Origin of the sequence: Mycolicibacterium grossiae, from assembly GCF_008329645.1 — a bacterium.
Taxonomy (GTDB): domain Bacteria; phylum Actinomycetota; class Actinomycetes; order Mycobacteriales; family Mycobacteriaceae; genus Mycobacterium; species Mycobacterium grossiae.
In genome coordinates, this window is sequence record NZ_CP043474.1 from 2,141,136 (window position 1) to 2,158,161 (window position 17,026).

The following is a 17,026-nucleotide window of genomic DNA, read 5'->3' on the forward strand; positions in this document are numbered from 1 at the left end:
CCGTGACTGATTCAGACTTCGAGGCGCTGCGGAACCGACTCGCGGCGCTCGGGGTCACGGAGGTCGCGCCGCTCGCCGGCGGGGCGTCGAGCCTGACGTATCAGGGCAGGTGGGACCGTCGGCCGGTGGTCGTGAAGGTCGCTCCGCCGGGGCACGCGCCGGTGGGTCACCGCGACGTCCTGCGGCAGGCCCGGCTCATGCGGGCGCTGGCGGCGACCGCCGTGCCGGTGCCGGAGGTGCTCGCCTGCGACGCCGGCGCGCCGCCCGACGTGCCGCCGCTGTTCGTCGCGAGCCGCGTCGAGGGCGAGGCGTTCGAGCCGCTGTTCGACGTCGACGCGCCGCCGGAACAGCCGGTGGCGCAACGCTTCCGGGCAGCCAGCCGCACGCTGACGGCACTGCATGCGGTGCCGCTCGGCGACCTCGGCGTGGCCGACGAGCCCGTCGTCGACGCCACCGCGGAGGTCGACCGGTGGTCGGCGACGCTGCGCACCGTCGACCAGGACACCGTGCCGGGCTGGCCGGAGGTGCGCGACGCGCTGCTCGCCGGCGTGCCTGCGCCGCTCGGGCCGTGCGTGGTGCACGGTGACTTCCGGTTGGGCAACCTGCTGGCAGTCGGGTCGTCGATCGCCGCGGTGATCGACTGGGAAATCTGGTCGGTGGGCGATCCGCGCATCGACGTGGGCTGGTTCCTCGCCAACGCCGACCCCGCGACGTATGCGCGACCGTCGGCCTACGTCGAGCAGGTCCCCTCCCGCGCGGAGCTGCTCGACTGCTACGGCGCCGTACCCGACGTCGACTGGTTCGTGGCGCTGGCATGCTTCAAGTCCGCGGCGACGTGGTCGCTGATCGTCAAGCACAATCGCCGCCGGGCCGCACCGCGGGCGGAGCTAGAGGCCATGGCTCCGGTGCTGCCGCGGCTGCTGCGCCGGGCCGAAGCGCACCTCGCCTGACCGCGCCGAGCCTGCCGCGGCCCCGAGCCTGACCGCGCTGACACTCCGCAAGATGACGCGACCGTCGGCGTGTCGCGTCATCTTCCGTACTCTCGGCGCACGCCACCCTGCACGCCGCCCCCGGGCACGCCCTCCGCGCACGCCGCAGCCAGAGGACTACCCCCGCGCAATCCCCGCCAGCCGGTCGGCGAACTTCGCCTCGGCGGCCTCGCGCAGCCGCAGCAGGTGCTCCGACGGGAACGCGTCCGGCGCGGGTTTCACGTCCTTGAGCAGTAGCCGGGCCAGCGTCACCTTGTGCACCTCGGTCGGCCCGTCGGCCAGGCCGAGCACGAACGACTCGGTGAGGTACTGCACGAACGGCATCTCGTGGCTCGTACCCAGCGACCCGTGCAGCTGCAGCGCCCGCGCCGACACGTCGTGCAGCACCTTCTGCATCATCGCCTTCACCGCGGAGATGTCGGCGCGCACGGCCTTGTAGTCGTTGAACTTGTCGATCTTCCAGGCGGTCTGCAGCGTCAGCAACCGATAGGCCTCGATCTCCATCCAGGAGTCGGCAATCATCTCCTGCACCATCTGCTTGTTGGCCAGCACCTCGCCCTGGGTGTACCGCGACACCGCCCGCTCGGTGAGCATGTCGAAGATGCGGCGCACCAGGCCGACCGTGCGCATCGCGTGATGGATGCGGCCACCGCCGAGGCGGGTCTGCGCGACGACGAACGCGCCGCCGCGCGGGCCGAGCATGTGATCGGCCGGCACCCGCACGTTCTCGTAGCGGACGTAACCCTCCCGCCCGCCGCCGCCGAGCGGCTGGTAGCCCAGCCCGACGTCGCGCAGCACGTAGATGCCCGGGGTGTCGCCCGGCAGCACGAACATCGAATACCGTTCGTACGGCGGTGCTTCCGGGTCGGTCATCGCCATGACGATGATGAACGACGCCATCGACGCGAACGACGAGTACCACTTCTCGCCGTTGATCACCCAGTGGTCGCCGTCCTGCACCGCGGTGGTGGTGAAGATCTTGGGGTCCGCACCGCCCTGCGGCTCGGTCATGGAGAAGCAGCTGACGATGCGGTTGTCGAGCAGCGGCTCGAGGTAGCGCTCCTTGAGTTCGGGGGTGCCGTAGTGCGCCAGGATCTCGCTGTTGCCGGAATCCGGTGCCTGGGAACCGAACACGATCGGCGCGCATTCGGAGCGGCCGAGGATCTCGTTGAGCAGCGCCAACTTGACCTGACCGTAGCCGGGCCCGCCGAGGTGCGGTCCGAGGTGCGTCGCCCACAGCCCGCGGTCCTTGACGATCTGCTGCAGCGGCGGGATGAGCGCCTGCCGCACCGGGTCGTTCAGGTCGTGCGACTCCTTCACGACGTAGTCGATCGGCTCGCACTCGGTGCGCACGAACTCCTCGACCCATGCCAGCTGCTCGGCCCATTCCGGGTCGGTGTCGAAGTCCCAGGCCATGGGCGTCCTCCTCGTCTCGGCGGTCCGTCACGCCCACGCCGCGCGCCGGGCGGCGGCGTCGTCGGTGGCGTGGGTCAGGACCTGGTTGCGGTTCTCGAGTTCCAGCGCGGCGTCGAGCGTCGCGGCGTCGGTGTTGACCTGCAGCGCGCGCTTCGTCAGCTCGACGCCCAGCGGGGCGAGCGCCGCGATCCGGCCGGCCAGCGCCACGGCGTGGTCGTGCAGGTCCGCCGGCTCGACCACCTGGCTGACCAGCCCGCGGCGGTCGGCCTCCTCGGCGGACACGGTGCGGCCGGTGAGCATCCAGTCCGCGGCCACGCTGGTGCCGACGATGCGGGGCAGGTGGTAACTCATCCCCATCTCCGCGCCGGACAGCCCCAGCAGGATCGCCGCGTTGCCGAATGTCGCTGTCGACGAACAGATTCGGACGTCGCTCGCCAGGCACAGCGCCAGGCCGGCGCCGACGCAGGCGCCGTTCACCGCGGCGACGACGGGTTGCGGGGCGTCGCGCAGTGCACGGGGGAGCGCGGCCATCGCCTCCTGGAACCGCATGCGGTCGATCGCCGGTGCGTCGGCGTCGAGCATGCCGGGACCGAAGTCGCGGACGTCGATGCCCGAGCAGAAGCCGCGTCCGCTGCCGGTGAGCACGATCGCCCGCACCGACCGGTCGGCCGCGAGCGTCGCAACGGTCTCCAGCAGTGCGTCGCGCAGCTCCTCGTCGATGGCGTTGAGCCGCTCCGGGCGGTTCAGCGTCAGCACCGCGACGCCGTCGGCGGGCCGGTCCAGCAGCAGGGTGGCCACGTCAGACCCGCTCGATGATCGTGGCCGTACCCATGCCGCCGCCGGTGCACATGGTGACCAGTCCGGTCGACAGGTCGCGGCGTTCGAGTTCGTCGAGGACGGTGCCGAGGAGCATCGCGCCGGTCGCGCCGATCGGGTGGCCGAGGGCGATCGCGCCGCCGTTGACGTTGACCCGTTCGGGGTCGAGGTCCAGGTCGCGAATGGTCTTCAGCGGCACCGCGGCGAAGGCCTCGTTGACCTCCCACAGGTCGACGTCGGCGGCCGTCATGCCGGCGCGGTCGAGGCACCGTCGGGCGGCAGGCCCCGGTGCCGTCAGCATGATGATCGGCTCGCTGCCCAGCGCGGCGGTGGCGCGGATGCGGGCGCGCGGCGTGACACCGTGGGCGTCGAGCCAATTGCGGGAGGCCACCGCGACCGCCGCGGCGCCGTCCACGACGCCCGACGAGTTGCCCGCGTGGTGCACGTGGTCGATGGCGTCGAGTCCGTACCGCTCCGCGCAGATCTCGTCGAAGCTCCTGGCCTCGCCGTCGGCCGTCGCGGCGCCCATGGCGGCGAAGGCGGGCCGCAGTCCGGCGAGGCGCTCGGCGGTGGTTCCCGGCCGCGGGTGTTCGTCCTGCGTCAGCAGTACCGCGCCGTCGTCGCCGGTCACGGCGAGGACTGACCGGTCGAAGCGGCCCTCGGCGATCGCCTCGGCGGCGCGCCGCTGGCTCTCGGCGGCGTAAGCGTCGACGTCGGCGCGGCCGAAGCCCTCGAGCGTGGCGATGAGGTCCGCCGAGATGCCCTGCGGCACGGTGGGGTAGCGGCGGCGCAAGGCGGGATTGCCGCCGTCTATGGTCGGGACGCCGACGCCGACGTCCCACCGCGACATCGACTCGACGCCGCCGGCGAGCACCAGGTCCTCCGCGCCGGCGGCGACGGCGGTGGCCGCCACGGTGACGGCCTGCTGACCGGAGCCGCAGAACCGGTTGAGCGTCATGCCGGGCACGGTCTCGGGCCAGCCGGCCAGCAGGACGGCCAGGCGCGCGACGTCGTCGCCGTGGTCCCCGGAGAGGATGCCGTTGCCGGCGATCACGTCGTCGACCTCGGCGGGGTCGAAACCCACCCGTTCCGCCAGCGCGGTCAGGCACTGCGCGAACAGGGCCTGCGGGTGCACGCCGTGCAGGGCGCCGTCCGGCCGACCCCGGCCCCGCGGCGTACGGACGGCGTCGATGATCCAGGCGTCGATGGCCGGCTCCCGTCGAAGTCGAGAATGGATGATCCGCAGAAGAGAACGGTATTCTCGCCGTGGGCTCCAGGTCAACGACGATCGACGGATGCCTCATCGGCGGGAGAAAGTGGCACCGACTGTCGGTATCCTCGCCGCGCCGGCGGAAGGTGCGGTAACTTCAGTCGACACACCGACGGGACGCAGCCGAGGAGTACGCGGTGGATGCGACACCTTTCGGTCCCTACCAGCTCGTCGAGCTGCTCGGCCGGGGCGGGATGGGCGAGGTCTACCGGGCCTACGACACCCGGACCGACCGCGTCGTCGCACTGAAGGTCCTGCCCCCGCACCTGGCGCAGGACGAGACGTTCCAGCAGCGCTTCCGCCGCGAGTCGCAGGCCGCCGCGGGCGTCAACGATCCGCACGTGGTGCCGATCCACGGCTTCGGCGAGATCGACGGCCGGCTCTACCTCGACATGCGCCTCATCGAGGGCCGCACCCTCGGCGCCATCCTCGCCGAGGACGCCAAGCCGCTCGACCCGGCGACGGCGGTGACCGTGGTCGAGCAGGTCGCCGGGGCGCTCGACGCCGCGCACGCCCAGGGACTCATCCACCGCGACGTCAAGCCGTCGAACATCCTGCTGACGGCGCGTGACTTCGCCTACCTGATCGACTTCGGTCTGGTGCGGACCGTCGGCGACGCGGGGATGACGACCGCGGGCAACACGCTGGGCACGCTCGGCTACATGGCGCCGGAACGCTTCGAGGGCGGCGCCATCGACGGCCGCGCCGACGTCTACGCCCTCGCCTGCGTGCTCTACGAGCTGCTGACCGGGGTCCGGCCGTACCAGGCCGACAGCCTCGAGCAGCAGATCGCCGGACACATGATGTCCCCGCCGCCCAAGCCGTCGGCGATCGATCGACGCCTCGGCGCGTTCGACGACGTGGTGGCCACGGGCATGGCGAAGAAGCCGGCCAAGCGCTACCAGAGTGCGGCCGAACTCGCCGGTGCGGCGCGGCGTGCGCTGACCGCACCGATCCCGCGCGGCCGGTCGGGGCGCACCAGCGGCAGGCACTCGGCGCGGCTGCCCAGCGGGCGGCGGACGCCGTGGCGCGCGCTCGCGGCGTCGAGCGCAGTGGTGGTGCTCGCCGGCGCCGGCGCCTTCGGCGCGTGGCAGCTCTGGGGCGTCGGCGATCGCGGCGCCACCCCGGCCGGGGTCACCGAGTCGACCGCTCCCGTCGCCGCCCCGGACGGCGCGGTGCCCGAGATCGCCGCGACGGTTCCGCCGGACGTCCGGGCGACCGGCCGGCTCGTCATCGGCGTCAACACGCCCTACGCGCCCAACGAATTCGAGGATTCCTCGGGCAGGATCGTCGGCTTCGACGTCGACCTGATGAACGCCATCGCCCGGGTGCTGGGCCTGACACCGGACTACCGGGAGACCGCGTTCGAGAGCATCATGGGATCCGTGGGCGGCGGCAGCTTTCACGTCGGCATGTCCTCGATCACCGACACCGCAGAGCGGGAGAAGACGGTCGACTTCGTCACCTACTTCCAGGCCGGCACGCAGTGGGCGAAGCGGTCCGGCGGCCACGTCGATCCGGACGCGGCGTGCGGGCTGCGGGTCGGCGTGCAGTTCGCGACGATCCAGGAGACCGAGGAGCTGCCGGCCAAGAGTGCGACCTGCACGGCCGCCGGCCTGCCACCGATCGACGTCGTCGTCTACACCCGCCAGGACGACCTGACCGCGGCGCTCATCGCCGGCGACGTCGAGGCGATGTCGGCCGATTCACCGGTCACCGGTTTCACGGTCAAGCTGTCCGCCGGCGCACTGGAGACGGCAGGCGAGATCTTCGACGTCTCGCCGTACGGCTGGCCGGTCGCCAAGGGCTCCGCGCTGGCCGAGTCGCTGCGGTTGGCGCTGAAGCACCTGATGGCGACCGGCGAGTACCGCACCATCGCCACCATGTGGGGCGTCGAGAAGGGCATGATCGACGAGCCCGCGCGCAACGGCGCCCGTGGCGGCTGAGCAGCGCGTGGCGGCCGGTGCGCCGCTGACGGCCGCGTGGCTGGCCGTCCTGTTCGTCACCACGCGCCGGCAGCGCGCGGCGGGTCGGCGCGGCGCGAACCGGTTGCAGCGCGAGCACTCGACGAACCTGCGCCGGCTGCGCAGCGAGCCCGTGCGGGTGCTCGTCACCAGTGCGCTGTGGCTCGACGGCCGCAGCTGGTGGCCGTACGTGCCGGTGTTCGCCGCGGTCGTCGGCCCCGCCGAGCGTCGGTTGGGCTGGGCGCGTTGGCTCGTCGTCGGCGCCGCGGCGCACGTGGTGGCCACCTACGTGGGGCAGGGTCACCTGTCGCGGCGCATCCGCCGCGGTCGTGCGCCGCGGCGGCTCGTCGACGCCCGCGACGTCGGGGTCAGCTACGTGGTGCTGGGGCTGGCCGGTGCCCTGACGGCCTACGTCCGGCCGCCATGGCGGCGGCGGTGCCGGCTCGCCGTGACGGCCGCCCTGACCGGCAACGCCGCGGCGCGCCCGACCGCCACCGAGGTCGGCCACCTCACGGCATTCGTGGTCGGGCTCGCCGCCGGCGCGCTCGCCCCGCACCGCGACGCGTTGCCGTACCCGGGTCCGATGCCTCGGGCATGACCGCCCGGAATCGGGGTATGGCCCCTCCTCGACGGACGATGAGGGGAAGGACGCATGGGTGCGGATCTTGCGGTTGTGTTCGGTGTTCGACCCGGTCGGCGTCCCACTGCGGACGCGCTTCGACCTCGTCGGAGGCATGCAGACCCACACCGGTGAACTGACCCGCGCACTCGACGCCCGCGGGGTGCGTCAGACGGTGCTGACGACGTGGCCGCCGGGGTCCCCGCGGGTCCTGCGGCTCGGCCGGGCCGCGGTCGTCGCCCGGCTGGGGCTTCCGGTGCCGGTGTGCCGCCAGTTCTACGCCGTGCCCGCGGCACGGCTGGTGTGGCAGCTCGCCCGCCGCCACGACCTCGTCCACGTCCACCTCGGCGAGGACCTCGCCATCGTGCCGCTGGGTCTGGCCGCGGCGCGTCGCGCCGGTATCCCGATGGTGCTGACGGTGCACAGCAGCCAGCGCCGCACGCTGCGGATCAGCGGCGTGCGCTCGGCGGCGCTCAAGGTCGTCGGCTCGGTCGTCGAGGACGCCGGCGAGCGGCGCGCCGACCGCATCCTGGTGCTGACCGACCGGCTGCGCGACCAACTCGCCGCCGACGGCATCGACCCCGAACGCATCCGCGTCGTCCCGTCCGGTGTGAATCCCACGCTGTTCGACGACGCCTCGCCGATCGCGCCGCACGGCGGGCAGTGTCTGCTCTTCGTCGGGCGGCTGCATCCGCAGAAGGGCGTCGACACACTGATCCGGGCGATGGCCGACCTGCCCACCGCCCAGCTCGCCATCGCCGGCGACGGCCCCGACCGCGCGCAGCTCGAGCGCCTGGCCGAGCGGCTCGGCGTGGCCGACCGCATCCGCTTCCTCGGTTTCGTCGCCCACGACGACGTCCCCGCCCTCATGCGTCGCGGCGACGTGTTCGTGATGCCCTCGCGCTACGAGGAACTCGGCACCGCGATCATCGAGGCGATGGCGTGTGGCCTGCCCGTCGTCGCCTCCCGCGTCGGGGGCATCCCGAACCTCGTCGCCGACGGCGACACCGGGCTGCTGACGCCACCGGGCGACGCGCCGGCGCTGGCCGCGGCGCTGCGGCGCGTCCTGACCGAGCCCGGGCTGGCCGGGAAGCTGGGTGCCGAAGCCCGGGCACGCACGGCGGCCTACCAGTGGCCGGCCCTGGCCGACAGGGTGCTCGAGGCCTACCGCGAGGTGGTGGCGTGACGGCGCAGGCGGACCTGCACGTCGCGGTCGTCGTGGACAGCGACGCCTTCGGCGGCGCCGAGGTCTACGCGCGGCGGCTGCTGCGGCACCTGCCGGCGTGGTGCCGCCGTTCGCTGGTGGTGAGCGAACCGGTGGCACGCCACTTCGGCGAGCCGGGTCTCGTCGACCACCTCGTCGTCGTCGACCTGCACCGGCACCGTGACCGGGCGCCGGCGGTGGCCGAGGCGTTGGCGGCCCTGGATCCCGACGTCGTGCACGTCCACCTCGTCGATCCGGCGAGCAACCTCGCGGTCCTCACCGCCGCGGTGGGCGTCGCGCCCACCGTCACCACCCTGCACCTGCAGGGGACGCCACCCGAGAGTGCCTTCCCCGCCGTCGATTACGCGATCGCACCGTCGGCCACCATCGCCGAGCAGCTGCGGGATCTCGGCGTCCCCGAGGAGTGGGTGGTGCGGGTGCGGCACGGCATCGAAATCCCCGACGCACCGGTCGAGGTGGTCGACCGGACGCCCGTCACGATCGGGACGGTGGCGCGGCTGACCGAGCAGAAGGGACTGGACCTGCTGATCGACGCCGTGCGGGAGCTGCACGACGAGGACCGCGCGCTGCGCCTCGTCATCGGCGGCGACGGCCGTGACCGGAAGACGTTGCAGGAGAAAGCCACCGGGCTGCCGGTGACGTTCCTCGGTCACTGCGACGACGTACCCGGCCTGCTGCGCACGCTCGACGTGTTCTGCCTGCCGTCCCGGCGGGAGGCGCTGTCGCTGGCGCTGCTGGAGGCCGTCGCGCACGGCCTGCCCTGCGTCTCGGCCGACGTGGGCGACACCCGCGAGGCGCTCGACGGCGCCGTGCTGATCGTGCCGGTCGACGACCGGCCGGCGCTGGTGGTGGCGCTGCGCCGACTGCTCGACGACGTCGAGCTGCGGCGCACGCTGGGGGCGACGGCGCGGCTGAGAGCCGAGGCCGACCTCGACGTCACGCTGATGGCGGAGCGCACCGCCGAGGTGCTGCGCCGGGCGGCGTTCAGCCGAGCAGCTCGTCGACTTGGCTCAGTACATGCGTGACGGATACGCCGCTGGCGCAGCGGAAGTCGATCGGACACGTGAGCAGTCCGCACGGATTGCAGCCGACGTCGACCAGCGCCGCACGATGCGTGGGCAGCGGGTGGGCCCAGCGGACGGGGTCGCCGGACAGGAACACCGTGACCGCCCGCGTCCCGGTCGCCGCGGCGAGGTGCGCGGCGCCGGTGTCGTTGCCCACCAGGACGGCGGCGTCCCGCAGCAGGGCGGCATACCCGCCGACGTCGGTGCGCCCGGTCGCGTCGACGGCGTCGGCGCGCATGGCGGCGCGCACCGCACCGGTCAGCTCGCGTTCGCCGGCCTGCCCCGCCACGACGACGCGCAGCCCGCGCTGCGCCAGTCCGTCGCCGACGGCGGCGTAGCGCTCGGTGGGCCAGCACCGCGTCGGTGCGCTCGCACCGGGATGCAGCACCGCGTATTCGCCTGCCCGCAGCCCGGTTTCGCGCAGCAGGGCGTCGTGCCGGTCGTCGTCGGCGGCCTCGAAGGGAAAGCTCATCGCGTGGCCGTCGGTGGGGACGCCGAGGTGCGCCAGCAATGCCAGATGCCGTTGGGTCTCGTGCACCGTGCGCGGATAGTCCAGGTACATCGACGCGTCACCGGCCGGCCGTGCGCCGGCGGCGACGAAGCCGCCGCCGTGGCGGGCGCCGAGGAGATCGGTCACCTCGTTGGCCGCGGGCCGGTCACCGTAGCACTGCAGCGCCACGTCGAATTCACGCTCGAGCGCCGTCGCGAGGAACGGCGCCCAAGCCTCGGGCTGCGGTGCGCGTTCGGGGATGCCGGGGAAGCCGGGGAACGGCAGCAGGTCGTCGACGCAGTCGCGCATCCGGTGCAGCAGCGGCGCCATCTCCGGCCAGGTGATCACGGTGACGTGCAGGTCCGGCCGGGCCGCGCGCAGCGCCTGCCAGGCGGGCAGCGAGCACAGCAGATCACCGAGACCCACGCGCAGCCGGACCAGTGCAACGCGGCGGACGTCGGGATCGGTCAGAACGGGCACGGCTGCTGAGATGCCCACTGTGAGCGTAATCATGCCGACCTACCGGCAGAGTCACTTCCTGCCCCGCGCGGTCCACAGCCTGCTGGCCCAGTCACTGACCGACTGGGAACTGCTCGTCGTCGACGACGGCTCACCCGACGACGTCGCCAGGGCGCTGCAACCGTTTTCGTCCGACACCCGCGTGCGGCTGCTGCGGCTGCCGGAGAACATGGGCCTGGGTGCCGCGCTCAACACCGGCCTGAACAGCGCGCGTTCCGGTCGCATCGCCTACCTGCCGAGCGACGACGTCTATCACGTCGATCACCTCGCCACGCTGTCCGCGGCACTGGACGACGGTGCCGCATGGGCACATTCGGGGGTGATCCACCACGGTGACGAGGTGGCGCTCAACGCCCCTCCGGAGGGGCTGCAGCTGGTGCAGGTGATGCACGGTGCCCGGCCGCTGCGCTGGGTCACCCGTGATGAGGGCGAGAGCGACGACCTCGACCTGCTGTTCTTCGCCGCCCTGCGCGGCACCGGTCCCGGCCGGGCGACGGGCCGGGTGACGTGCACGTGGACCGATCACCCGGACCAGCGGCACAAGGCGCTCAGCGAACGGCACGACGGCGGCGTCAACGTCTTTCGGCGCCGCTACCGCATCCGGCAGCCGCTGCGGATCCGCACCCGCGACGGCAACGCGGTCGACGAGCGGGCGTTGTACCGGAGGTTCCGCGAGACGCGGATGGGCCCGGCGCGCGACCCGCTCACGGTGCTGCTGGTCGGTGAACTCGCCTACAACCCGGAGCGGGTGCTGGCGCTGGCCGAGCGCGGGGCCCGGCTGTTCGGGCTGTGGACCGGCGACGGGCTCGGTTACAACACCGTGGGCCCGTTGCCGTTCGGGCACGTCACCGACATCGACGACGGTGACTGGCGCACCGCGGTGCGGGCGCTGTCACCCGATGTCATCTACGCCCAACTCGACTGGCGCGCCGTGCCGTTCGCCGCCGAGGTGCTGCATGCCACCGCGGGCATCCCGTTCGTGTGGCACTTCAAGGAGGCCCCGCAGCGCAGCATCGCGCGCGGCGAATGGTCGCAACTGGCCGCGCTGTGCCGCCACTCCGACGCCGTGATCCTCGGTTCCGAGGAGGAGCGGCAGTGGTTCCGGCTGGCGCTGCCCGACCTCGCCGACGCCGGACTGGTCGTCGACGCGAGCCTGCCGAAGGCGGACTGGCAGGACGCCCCGGCCGCCCGGCGGCTCTCGGCATCCGACGGCGCGGTGCACACCGCCGTCCTGGGGCGCCCACTCGGGCTTGACCCGAAGTTCGTCGGCGCGCTCGCCGCGGGCGGCGTGCACCTGCACTGTCACGGGCTGCGCGACGGGCCCGCGGCGCCGTGGCGGTCCTGGCTCGACGAGGTGCGGGCGGTGGCGCCGGAGCACCTGCACCTGCACGGACCGGTCGACGCGACGCAGTGGGTGTCGGTGCTGTCGCGCTACGACGCCGCGTGGATGCACCGGTTCCGCAGCCACAACGGCGGTGACCTCACCCGGGCGACGTGGGACGACCTCAACGTGCCGGCGCGGCTCGGCACCTTCCTCGCGGCCGGCCTGCCGGTGCTGCAGCAGCGCAGCCCGGGCAGCCGGGTCGCGATGGAACGGCTGGTTCGGGAGAAGGGCATCGGCTGGTGCTACGAGGAGGCCGACGACGTCGTGGCCGCGCTGCACGACACGGCACACGCCGAGCAGCTGCGCGCCGACCTGTGGCACCGGCGGCGCGAGTTCACCTTCGACCACCACGCCGACGATCTAATGGCGCTGTTCCGGCGGCTCGCCGGCCGGCCGACGAGGAGGTAGCCGTGTGCGGGATCGCCGGGGCGGCGGGGCCGGGGGCGACGACGGCGCTCGTCGAGGACATGTGCGCGGCGCTGCGGCACCGCGGTCCCGACGATCTGCGGGCCGTCGCGGTCGGCGATCCGCCCGTCAGCCTCGGCATCGCGCGGCTCGCGATCATCGACGTGGCCGGTGGTCGGCAGCCGATCGCCGCCGGCGACGTGACCGTCGTCGGCAACGGCGAGATCTTCAACCACGTCGAGCTGCGCGCCGAACTCGAGCAGCGCGGGCACCGTTTCCGCACCGGCAGCGACGTGGAGGTGGTGGCCCACCTCTTCGAGGAGTCGGGGCTCGCGTGCCTTGGCCGCCTCAACGGGATGTTCGCCCTCGCGATCCACGACGGCCGCACCGGCGAGGTGCACCTGGTCCGCGACCGGGTCGGGGTCAAGCCGTTGTTCTGGAGCAACGCCGGTGGGCGCCTGCGTTTCGCGTCGGAACTGCCTGCGCTGCTGCGGGATCCGGCCCTGCCGCGCACCGTGGACCTCGAGGGCCTCGCCTCGATGCTCGTCCTCACCCACCTTCCGGCCCCGCGCACGCCGCTGCGCGACGTCGCGAAGGTCGAGCCGGGCTGCGTCGTCACGTGGCGGGCGGGCGAGGTCGGCCACCGGCGGTGGTGGCACTGGCCCACCCCGTCGGGCGCCGCGCCGAAGGACGTCCGCGATCAGGTCCGCGACCTGGTGGTCGACGCCGTGCGGCTGCAGCTGCGCAGCGACGTCCCGGTGGGGGTGCTGCTCAGCGGCGGCATCGACTCGACGGCGGTGCTCTGGGCGGTCCGCGAACTCGGCAGCAGCGCGCCGGGGTACTGCGTCGACTTCGACGAACCCGACGGCGACACTGCCTACGCGCGCCTCGCCGCCGACGACCTCGGCGCACCGCTCATCACCCGCACCATCGACGGCGTCGACGCGCTGCGGGCACTGCCCGACCTGGCGGCACGGCTGTCCGAACCGCTCGGCGACCCCGCCGTGCTGCCCAGCCTCGCGATCTGCGAGACCGCCGCGCAGGACGTGACGGTCCTGCTGAGCGGCACCGGCGCCGATGAGATCTGGGGTGGCTACGGCCGCTACACGCTGCCCGGTGCCGACCCGGTGCAGCGCTACGTCGACGACCTCTCGGTACTTCCGGAGGCCGAAGTCCGCACCGCGCTCGGACTCTCCGGGCGTGAACCGGTCACGCAGCGGCTGCGCGACGGACTCGCCGCCGTGGGCACCCGGGACACCGGGGCGGCGCGGATGTACCTCGACGGCACGTTGAGCCTGCCGGCGGCGCTGCTGCCGCTGCTCGACACGTCGTCGATGGTGCACTCGCTGGAGGCACGCGTGCCGCTGCTCGACCACCGGCTCGTCGAACTGGCGGCAGCCCTGCCCGGCGACGCCCGGATGCCGGGCGGCGCCCTGAAGGACCTGTTCCGCTCGGCGCTGCGCGGATGCGTGCCGGACGCCGTGCTGGACCGGCCCAAGCGCGGCTTCGCCCCGCCGCTGAGCCGCTGGGACGCCGCCCGGTTGGGTACGGTCCTGCGCCGGCTGCAGGCCACGCCGGGCGGGATCGCCGACGTGCTCGACCCGGTGGTCGCCCGCCGGTGGCTGCGCGCCGACGCCGCCGATCCGGCACTGGTGGCGCTGCGGACGTGGGTGCTGCTGGTCGCCGACCTGTGGTGGCGCGCGCTGATCACGCGGCAGCCCCTGACCGGGGACCTCGCCACCGTCGCCTAGATCGGGGTACTGTTTGCTCATTCCGCGCCTGGGTAGTCGGTTCGGAACCGAGGGGGGTTCCGTGAGCAGTCCGGATCGACGTGCGACGGGGGCGACGGCACACGAGCAACTCGATGCTGCCGCGAGCGGTCGCGGTGTCATCTCCGCGTTCCAGCCGATCGTGTCCCTGCCCGGCGGCGAGGTCGTCGGGTACGAGGCGCTGGCCCGCTGGCCCTCCCTCGACGACCCGCAGCCCGAGGCGGTCTTCACCCACGCGGCCGCCAACGGGGGCGTCGACCACCTCGATCAGTCCTGCATCGCCGCCGCACTGGACGGAGCCCTCGGTGAGCATTCGACCGCCGGCATGCTGCTGCTGATCAACTCCGAACCCAACAGCCCCTACGTCGGCCCTTCGCACCACACGGCACTCGCCGTGGCGCGGGAACGCTTCGAGGTCGCCTTCGAACTCACCGAACGCAGTGTGCTCGCGCACCCGCGGTCGTTGCTGCGCAAGGTCGCCAGCATCCGCGACGACGGTTTCGCAATCGCACTCGACGACGTCGGTGCCTACACCGATTCACTGGCGCTGCTCGACGTCGTGCAGCCCGACATCGTCAAACTCGACCTCTCCCTGGTGCAGTCGGGCCCGACCCGCGAGCAGGCGCGGACCCTGTCGGCGGTGCTGGCCCACCACGAACGCACCGGCGCCACCATCCTGGCCGAGGGCATCGAAACCGACGAGCACCTCGAGCAGGCGCTGGCCCTCGGGGCCACGCTGGGACAGGGCTGGCGGTTCGGCCGCGCGCGATCGATCGCCGACGGCAGCCGCCCGGTGCGGTGGACGATGCCGAACCGCCGTACCTCAGTTCCGGCCGAGCCTCGGTCGCCGTTCGAGGTGGCGGCTCGGACGTGCGTACCGCGCACGGTGCGCAAGAGCACGCTACTGGCCTTCTCCGAGCACATCGAGTCGCAGGCGCAGCATTCGGTCGATCCGCCGATGGTCATGACCGCCCTGCAACGCGTCGAGTACTTCACGCCGGGCACGCGGACGCGGTACCACGGTCTCGCGCAACGCTGTCCGCTCGTCGCGGTGTTCGGTGCCGACCTCCCCGAGGACCTCGGCGGCCGGGTGCGCGGAGTGCCGTTGGATGGGTCGGACCCGGTCTGTCGCGAGTGGACCGTGCTCGTCCTCGGACCGCACACCGCCGCTGCGCTCATCGCCCGGGAACGCGGCACGGACGACGCCGAGGTCGACGACGCCGACCGCCGGTTCGACGTCGTGATGACCTACGACCGGTCCGTCGTCACCCGCTGCGCCCGCAGTCTGCTCGACCGGATGCGCTGAGAGTCCCTACTCCTCGGAGTCCGCCGCCCGCTGCCGGCGCACGCGGTCGACGACGGCGCCACCGCCGTCTTCCTGCTCGAGCGCGGCGTACAGCCCTTCGGCCTTGGACTCCGGCATGAGCGGCGGCAGCATCGGCGCGGCGGGGTCGACCATCGCCTCGATGACGAACGGCCGGTCCGCGGCGAACGCCTGTCGCCACGCGTCGGTCGCCTGGTCCGACGCGGTGATCCGCACGGCGCCAAGCCCCAGCAGCTCGGCGTAGTCCGCGTACGGGAAGGACGGCACCCGCTGCGAGGCGGGGAAGCGCGGATCGTTCTCCATCTCGCGCTGCTCCCAGCTGACCTCGGTCAGGTCGCCGTTGTGCAGCACCAGGACCACGAATCGCGGGTCCGCCCAGTCCCGCCACCGGTCGGCGAGGGTCACCAGCTCTGGCAACCCCGCCATCTGCATGGCGCCGTCGCCGACGAGCGCCACCACCGGCCGGTCCGGCGCATCGAGCTTGGCGGCGATGCCGTACGGCAGCCCGCATCCCATCGACGCCAGGTAGCCCGAGACGTGTGCGGGCACACCGGCGGGCAGCCGCAGGTGCCGGGCGTACCAGTACACCGTCGACCCGACGTCGACCGCGACCCGTGCGTTCGGCGGCAGGTGGTCCGACAGTTCGCGCACCACGAATTCGGGGTTGGCGGCGTCGTAGGTCTCGCGGCAGCGCTCGTCGGCCAATCGATGCCACTGCGCAGTCCAGCCGTGCACCCGCTGCTCCCAGCTACGGTCGGCCGTACGCTCCAGCAGCGGAAGCAGACCCGAAAGGGACAGCGCCGCATCGCCGCTCACGGCCGCCTCGATCGGGTACTTGGCGCCGAGTACCCGCGGTTCGATGTCGATCTGCACGGCCCGCGCCTGTCCGGGTGCCGGGTAGAACTCCGTCCACGGGTCGTTGGACCCGACGATCAGCAGGGTGTCGCACTCCGCCATCAGCCGGGCGCTGGCGGTGGTGCCGAGGTGTCCCATCACCCCGGTGTGCCACGGCTGCGTCTCGTCGAGCACGGGCTTGCCGAGCAGCGACGTCGTCACTCCGCCACCGACGGCGTCGACGACGGCCGCCAGGTGCTCGGCGCATCCCGCGGCGCCGCGACCCACCAGCACCGCGACCCGGTCCCCGGCGTTGAGCACGTCGGCTGCCCGGCGCAACTGCTCCTCGGGCGGCGCGATCCGCGGCCGCGCGGCGATCGGGGCGGACGGAACGACGCCGTGGCTGTGCGGCGTCTCCTCGGGCATTGACGCCTTCTGCACGTCGTGCGGGATGATCAGACACGTCGGGGTCGAGGTCGCGATCGCGGTGCGCATGGCGTTGTCCAGCGCGGTCAGCGCCTGCTCGGGTGCGAACACCGTCTGCACGTACTGGCTGCACACGTCCTTGAACAGCGCGTGCAGGTCGACCTCCTGCAGGTAGCCGCTCCCCAGCGCCGTCGACACCACCTGTCCGACGATCGCGACGACCGGCCGCCGGTCCAGCTTCGCGTCGTACAGCCCGGCGAGCAGGTGGATCGCGCCCGGACCCTGGGTGGCCAGGCACACGCCCACCTCGCCGCTGAACTTCGCGTGGCCGCACGCGGCGAACGCGGCGAGTTCCTCGTGCCGCGTCGACACGAACTCCGGGCTGCCCGAGCGTTGCAGCGCACCCAGCAGCGAGTTGATGCCGTCCCCGGCGTATCCGAAGATGCGCGTCACGCCCCACGCCCGGAGGCGCTCGACGATTGCGTCTGCGACCAACTGTTCGCCCATGTCGT

General features: G+C 73.0%; 13 protein-coding genes. 8 read left to right on the forward strand and 5 right to left on the reverse strand.

The features are described 5' to 3' along the window. The first annotated feature begins 2 nt into the window (after positions 1-2). Positions 3-950: a phosphotransferase family protein gene (locus FZ046_RS10335; RefSeq protein WP_070356213.1), complete on the forward strand. Its 948-nt coding sequence runs from the start codon at positions 3-5 to the stop codon at positions 948-950. 156 nt (positions 951-1,106) lie between these two features. Here FZ046_RS10335 and FZ046_RS10340 read toward each other — a convergent pair whose 3' ends face one another. From FZ046_RS10340 to FZ046_RS10350, 3 genes are read right to left on the reverse strand one after another with little or no spacing between them, the layout of a single operon-like run. Beyond that, positions 1,107-2,405 carry an acyl-CoA dehydrogenase family protein gene (locus tag FZ046_RS10340; RefSeq protein ID WP_070356210.1) on the reverse strand — a complete coding sequence of 433 codons (1,299 nt, stop codon included), beginning with the start codon at positions 2,403-2,405 and terminating at the stop codon, positions 1,107-1,109. A gap of 27 nt (positions 2,406-2,432) precedes the next feature. Then, positions 2,433-3,203 carry an enoyl-CoA hydratase/isomerase family protein gene (locus FZ046_RS10345; protein ID WP_070356211.1) on the reverse strand — a complete coding sequence of 257 codons (771 nt, stop codon included), beginning with the start codon at positions 3,201-3,203 and terminating at the stop codon, positions 2,433-2,435. A gap of 1 nt (position 3,204) precedes the next feature. Next, a complete protein-coding gene (locus FZ046_RS10350) occupies positions 3,205-4,413 on the reverse strand; it encodes an acetyl-CoA C-acetyltransferase (protein ID WP_256277904.1) in 1,209 nt (402 codons plus the stop codon). A gap of 215 nt (positions 4,414-4,628) precedes the next feature. Here FZ046_RS10350 and stpK7 point away from each other — a divergent pair, with 215 nt between their 5' ends. Genes stpK7 through FZ046_RS10370 form a run of 4 tightly spaced genes read left to right on the forward strand, consistent with a single transcriptional unit; the run spans position 4,629 to position 9,324 of the window. Next, positions 4,629-6,437 carry a serine/threonine protein kinase StpK7 gene (gene stpK7, locus FZ046_RS10355; RefSeq protein WP_149484241.1) on the forward strand — a complete coding sequence of 603 codons (1,809 nt, stop codon included), beginning with the start codon at positions 4,629-4,631 and terminating at the stop codon, positions 6,435-6,437. Next, positions 6,427-7,053, forward strand: a complete 627-nt coding sequence (locus FZ046_RS10360; protein WP_070355837.1) for a rhomboid-like protein — start codon at positions 6,427-6,429, stop codon at positions 7,051-7,053. Before stpK7 ends, FZ046_RS10360 begins: the two co-directional genes overlap by 11 nt. 58 nt (positions 7,054-7,111) lie before the next feature. Further along, positions 7,112-8,260, forward strand: a complete 1,149-nt coding sequence (locus FZ046_RS10365) for a glycosyltransferase (protein WP_070355836.1) — start codon at positions 7,112-7,114, stop codon at positions 8,258-8,260. Continuing rightward, on the forward strand, positions 8,257-9,324 hold the full coding sequence (locus tag FZ046_RS10370) for a glycosyltransferase family 4 protein (protein ID WP_211372270.1): 1,068 nt from the start codon (positions 8,257-8,259) through the stop codon (positions 9,322-9,324). Before FZ046_RS10365 ends, FZ046_RS10370 begins: the two co-directional genes overlap by 4 nt. Here the strand turns inward: FZ046_RS10370 and FZ046_RS10375 are convergent. Next, positions 9,284-10,351: a glycosyltransferase family 9 protein gene (locus tag FZ046_RS10375; RefSeq protein ID WP_211372271.1), complete on the reverse strand. Its 1,068-nt coding sequence runs from the start codon at positions 10,349-10,351 to the stop codon at positions 9,284-9,286. The two genes, FZ046_RS10370 and FZ046_RS10375, sit on opposite strands and share 41 nt — an antisense overlap. A gap of 1 nt (position 10,352) precedes the next feature. Here FZ046_RS10375 and FZ046_RS10380 point away from each other — a divergent pair, with 1 nt between their 5' ends. The 3 genes from FZ046_RS10380 to FZ046_RS10390 all read left to right on the forward strand — a co-directional run bounded on the left by FZ046_RS10380 (position 10,353) and on the right by FZ046_RS10390 (position 15,236). After that, entirely contained in the window at positions 10,353-12,164 is a 1,812-nt protein-coding gene (locus FZ046_RS10380) for a glycosyltransferase (RefSeq protein ID WP_211372272.1), read from the forward strand. A gap of 2 nt (positions 12,165-12,166) precedes the next feature. Continuing rightward, positions 12,167-13,912 (forward strand): asparagine synthase (glutamine-hydrolyzing), encoded by a 1,746-nt coding sequence (asnB, locus tag FZ046_RS10385; RefSeq protein ID WP_070355834.1) that lies wholly within the window; start codon positions 12,167-12,169, stop codon positions 13,910-13,912. Positions 13,913-13,973: 61 nt separating this feature from the next. Next, the gene (locus tag FZ046_RS10390) at positions 13,974-15,236 is read left to right on the forward strand and encodes a sensor domain-containing phosphodiesterase (protein ID WP_070355833.1); all 1,263 of its coding nucleotides are present in this window, start codon (positions 13,974-13,976) and stop codon (positions 15,234-15,236) included. A 6-nt stretch (positions 15,237-15,242) separates the two neighbouring features. On the opposite strand, the gene FZ046_RS10395 is transcribed toward FZ046_RS10390, so the two are convergent. Beyond that, positions 15,243-17,021 carry a thiamine pyrophosphate-requiring protein gene (locus FZ046_RS10395; RefSeq protein ID WP_070355832.1) on the reverse strand — a complete coding sequence of 593 codons (1,779 nt, stop codon included), beginning with the start codon at positions 17,019-17,021 and terminating at the stop codon, positions 15,243-15,245. Positions 17,022-17,026: the final 5 nt, after the last annotated feature.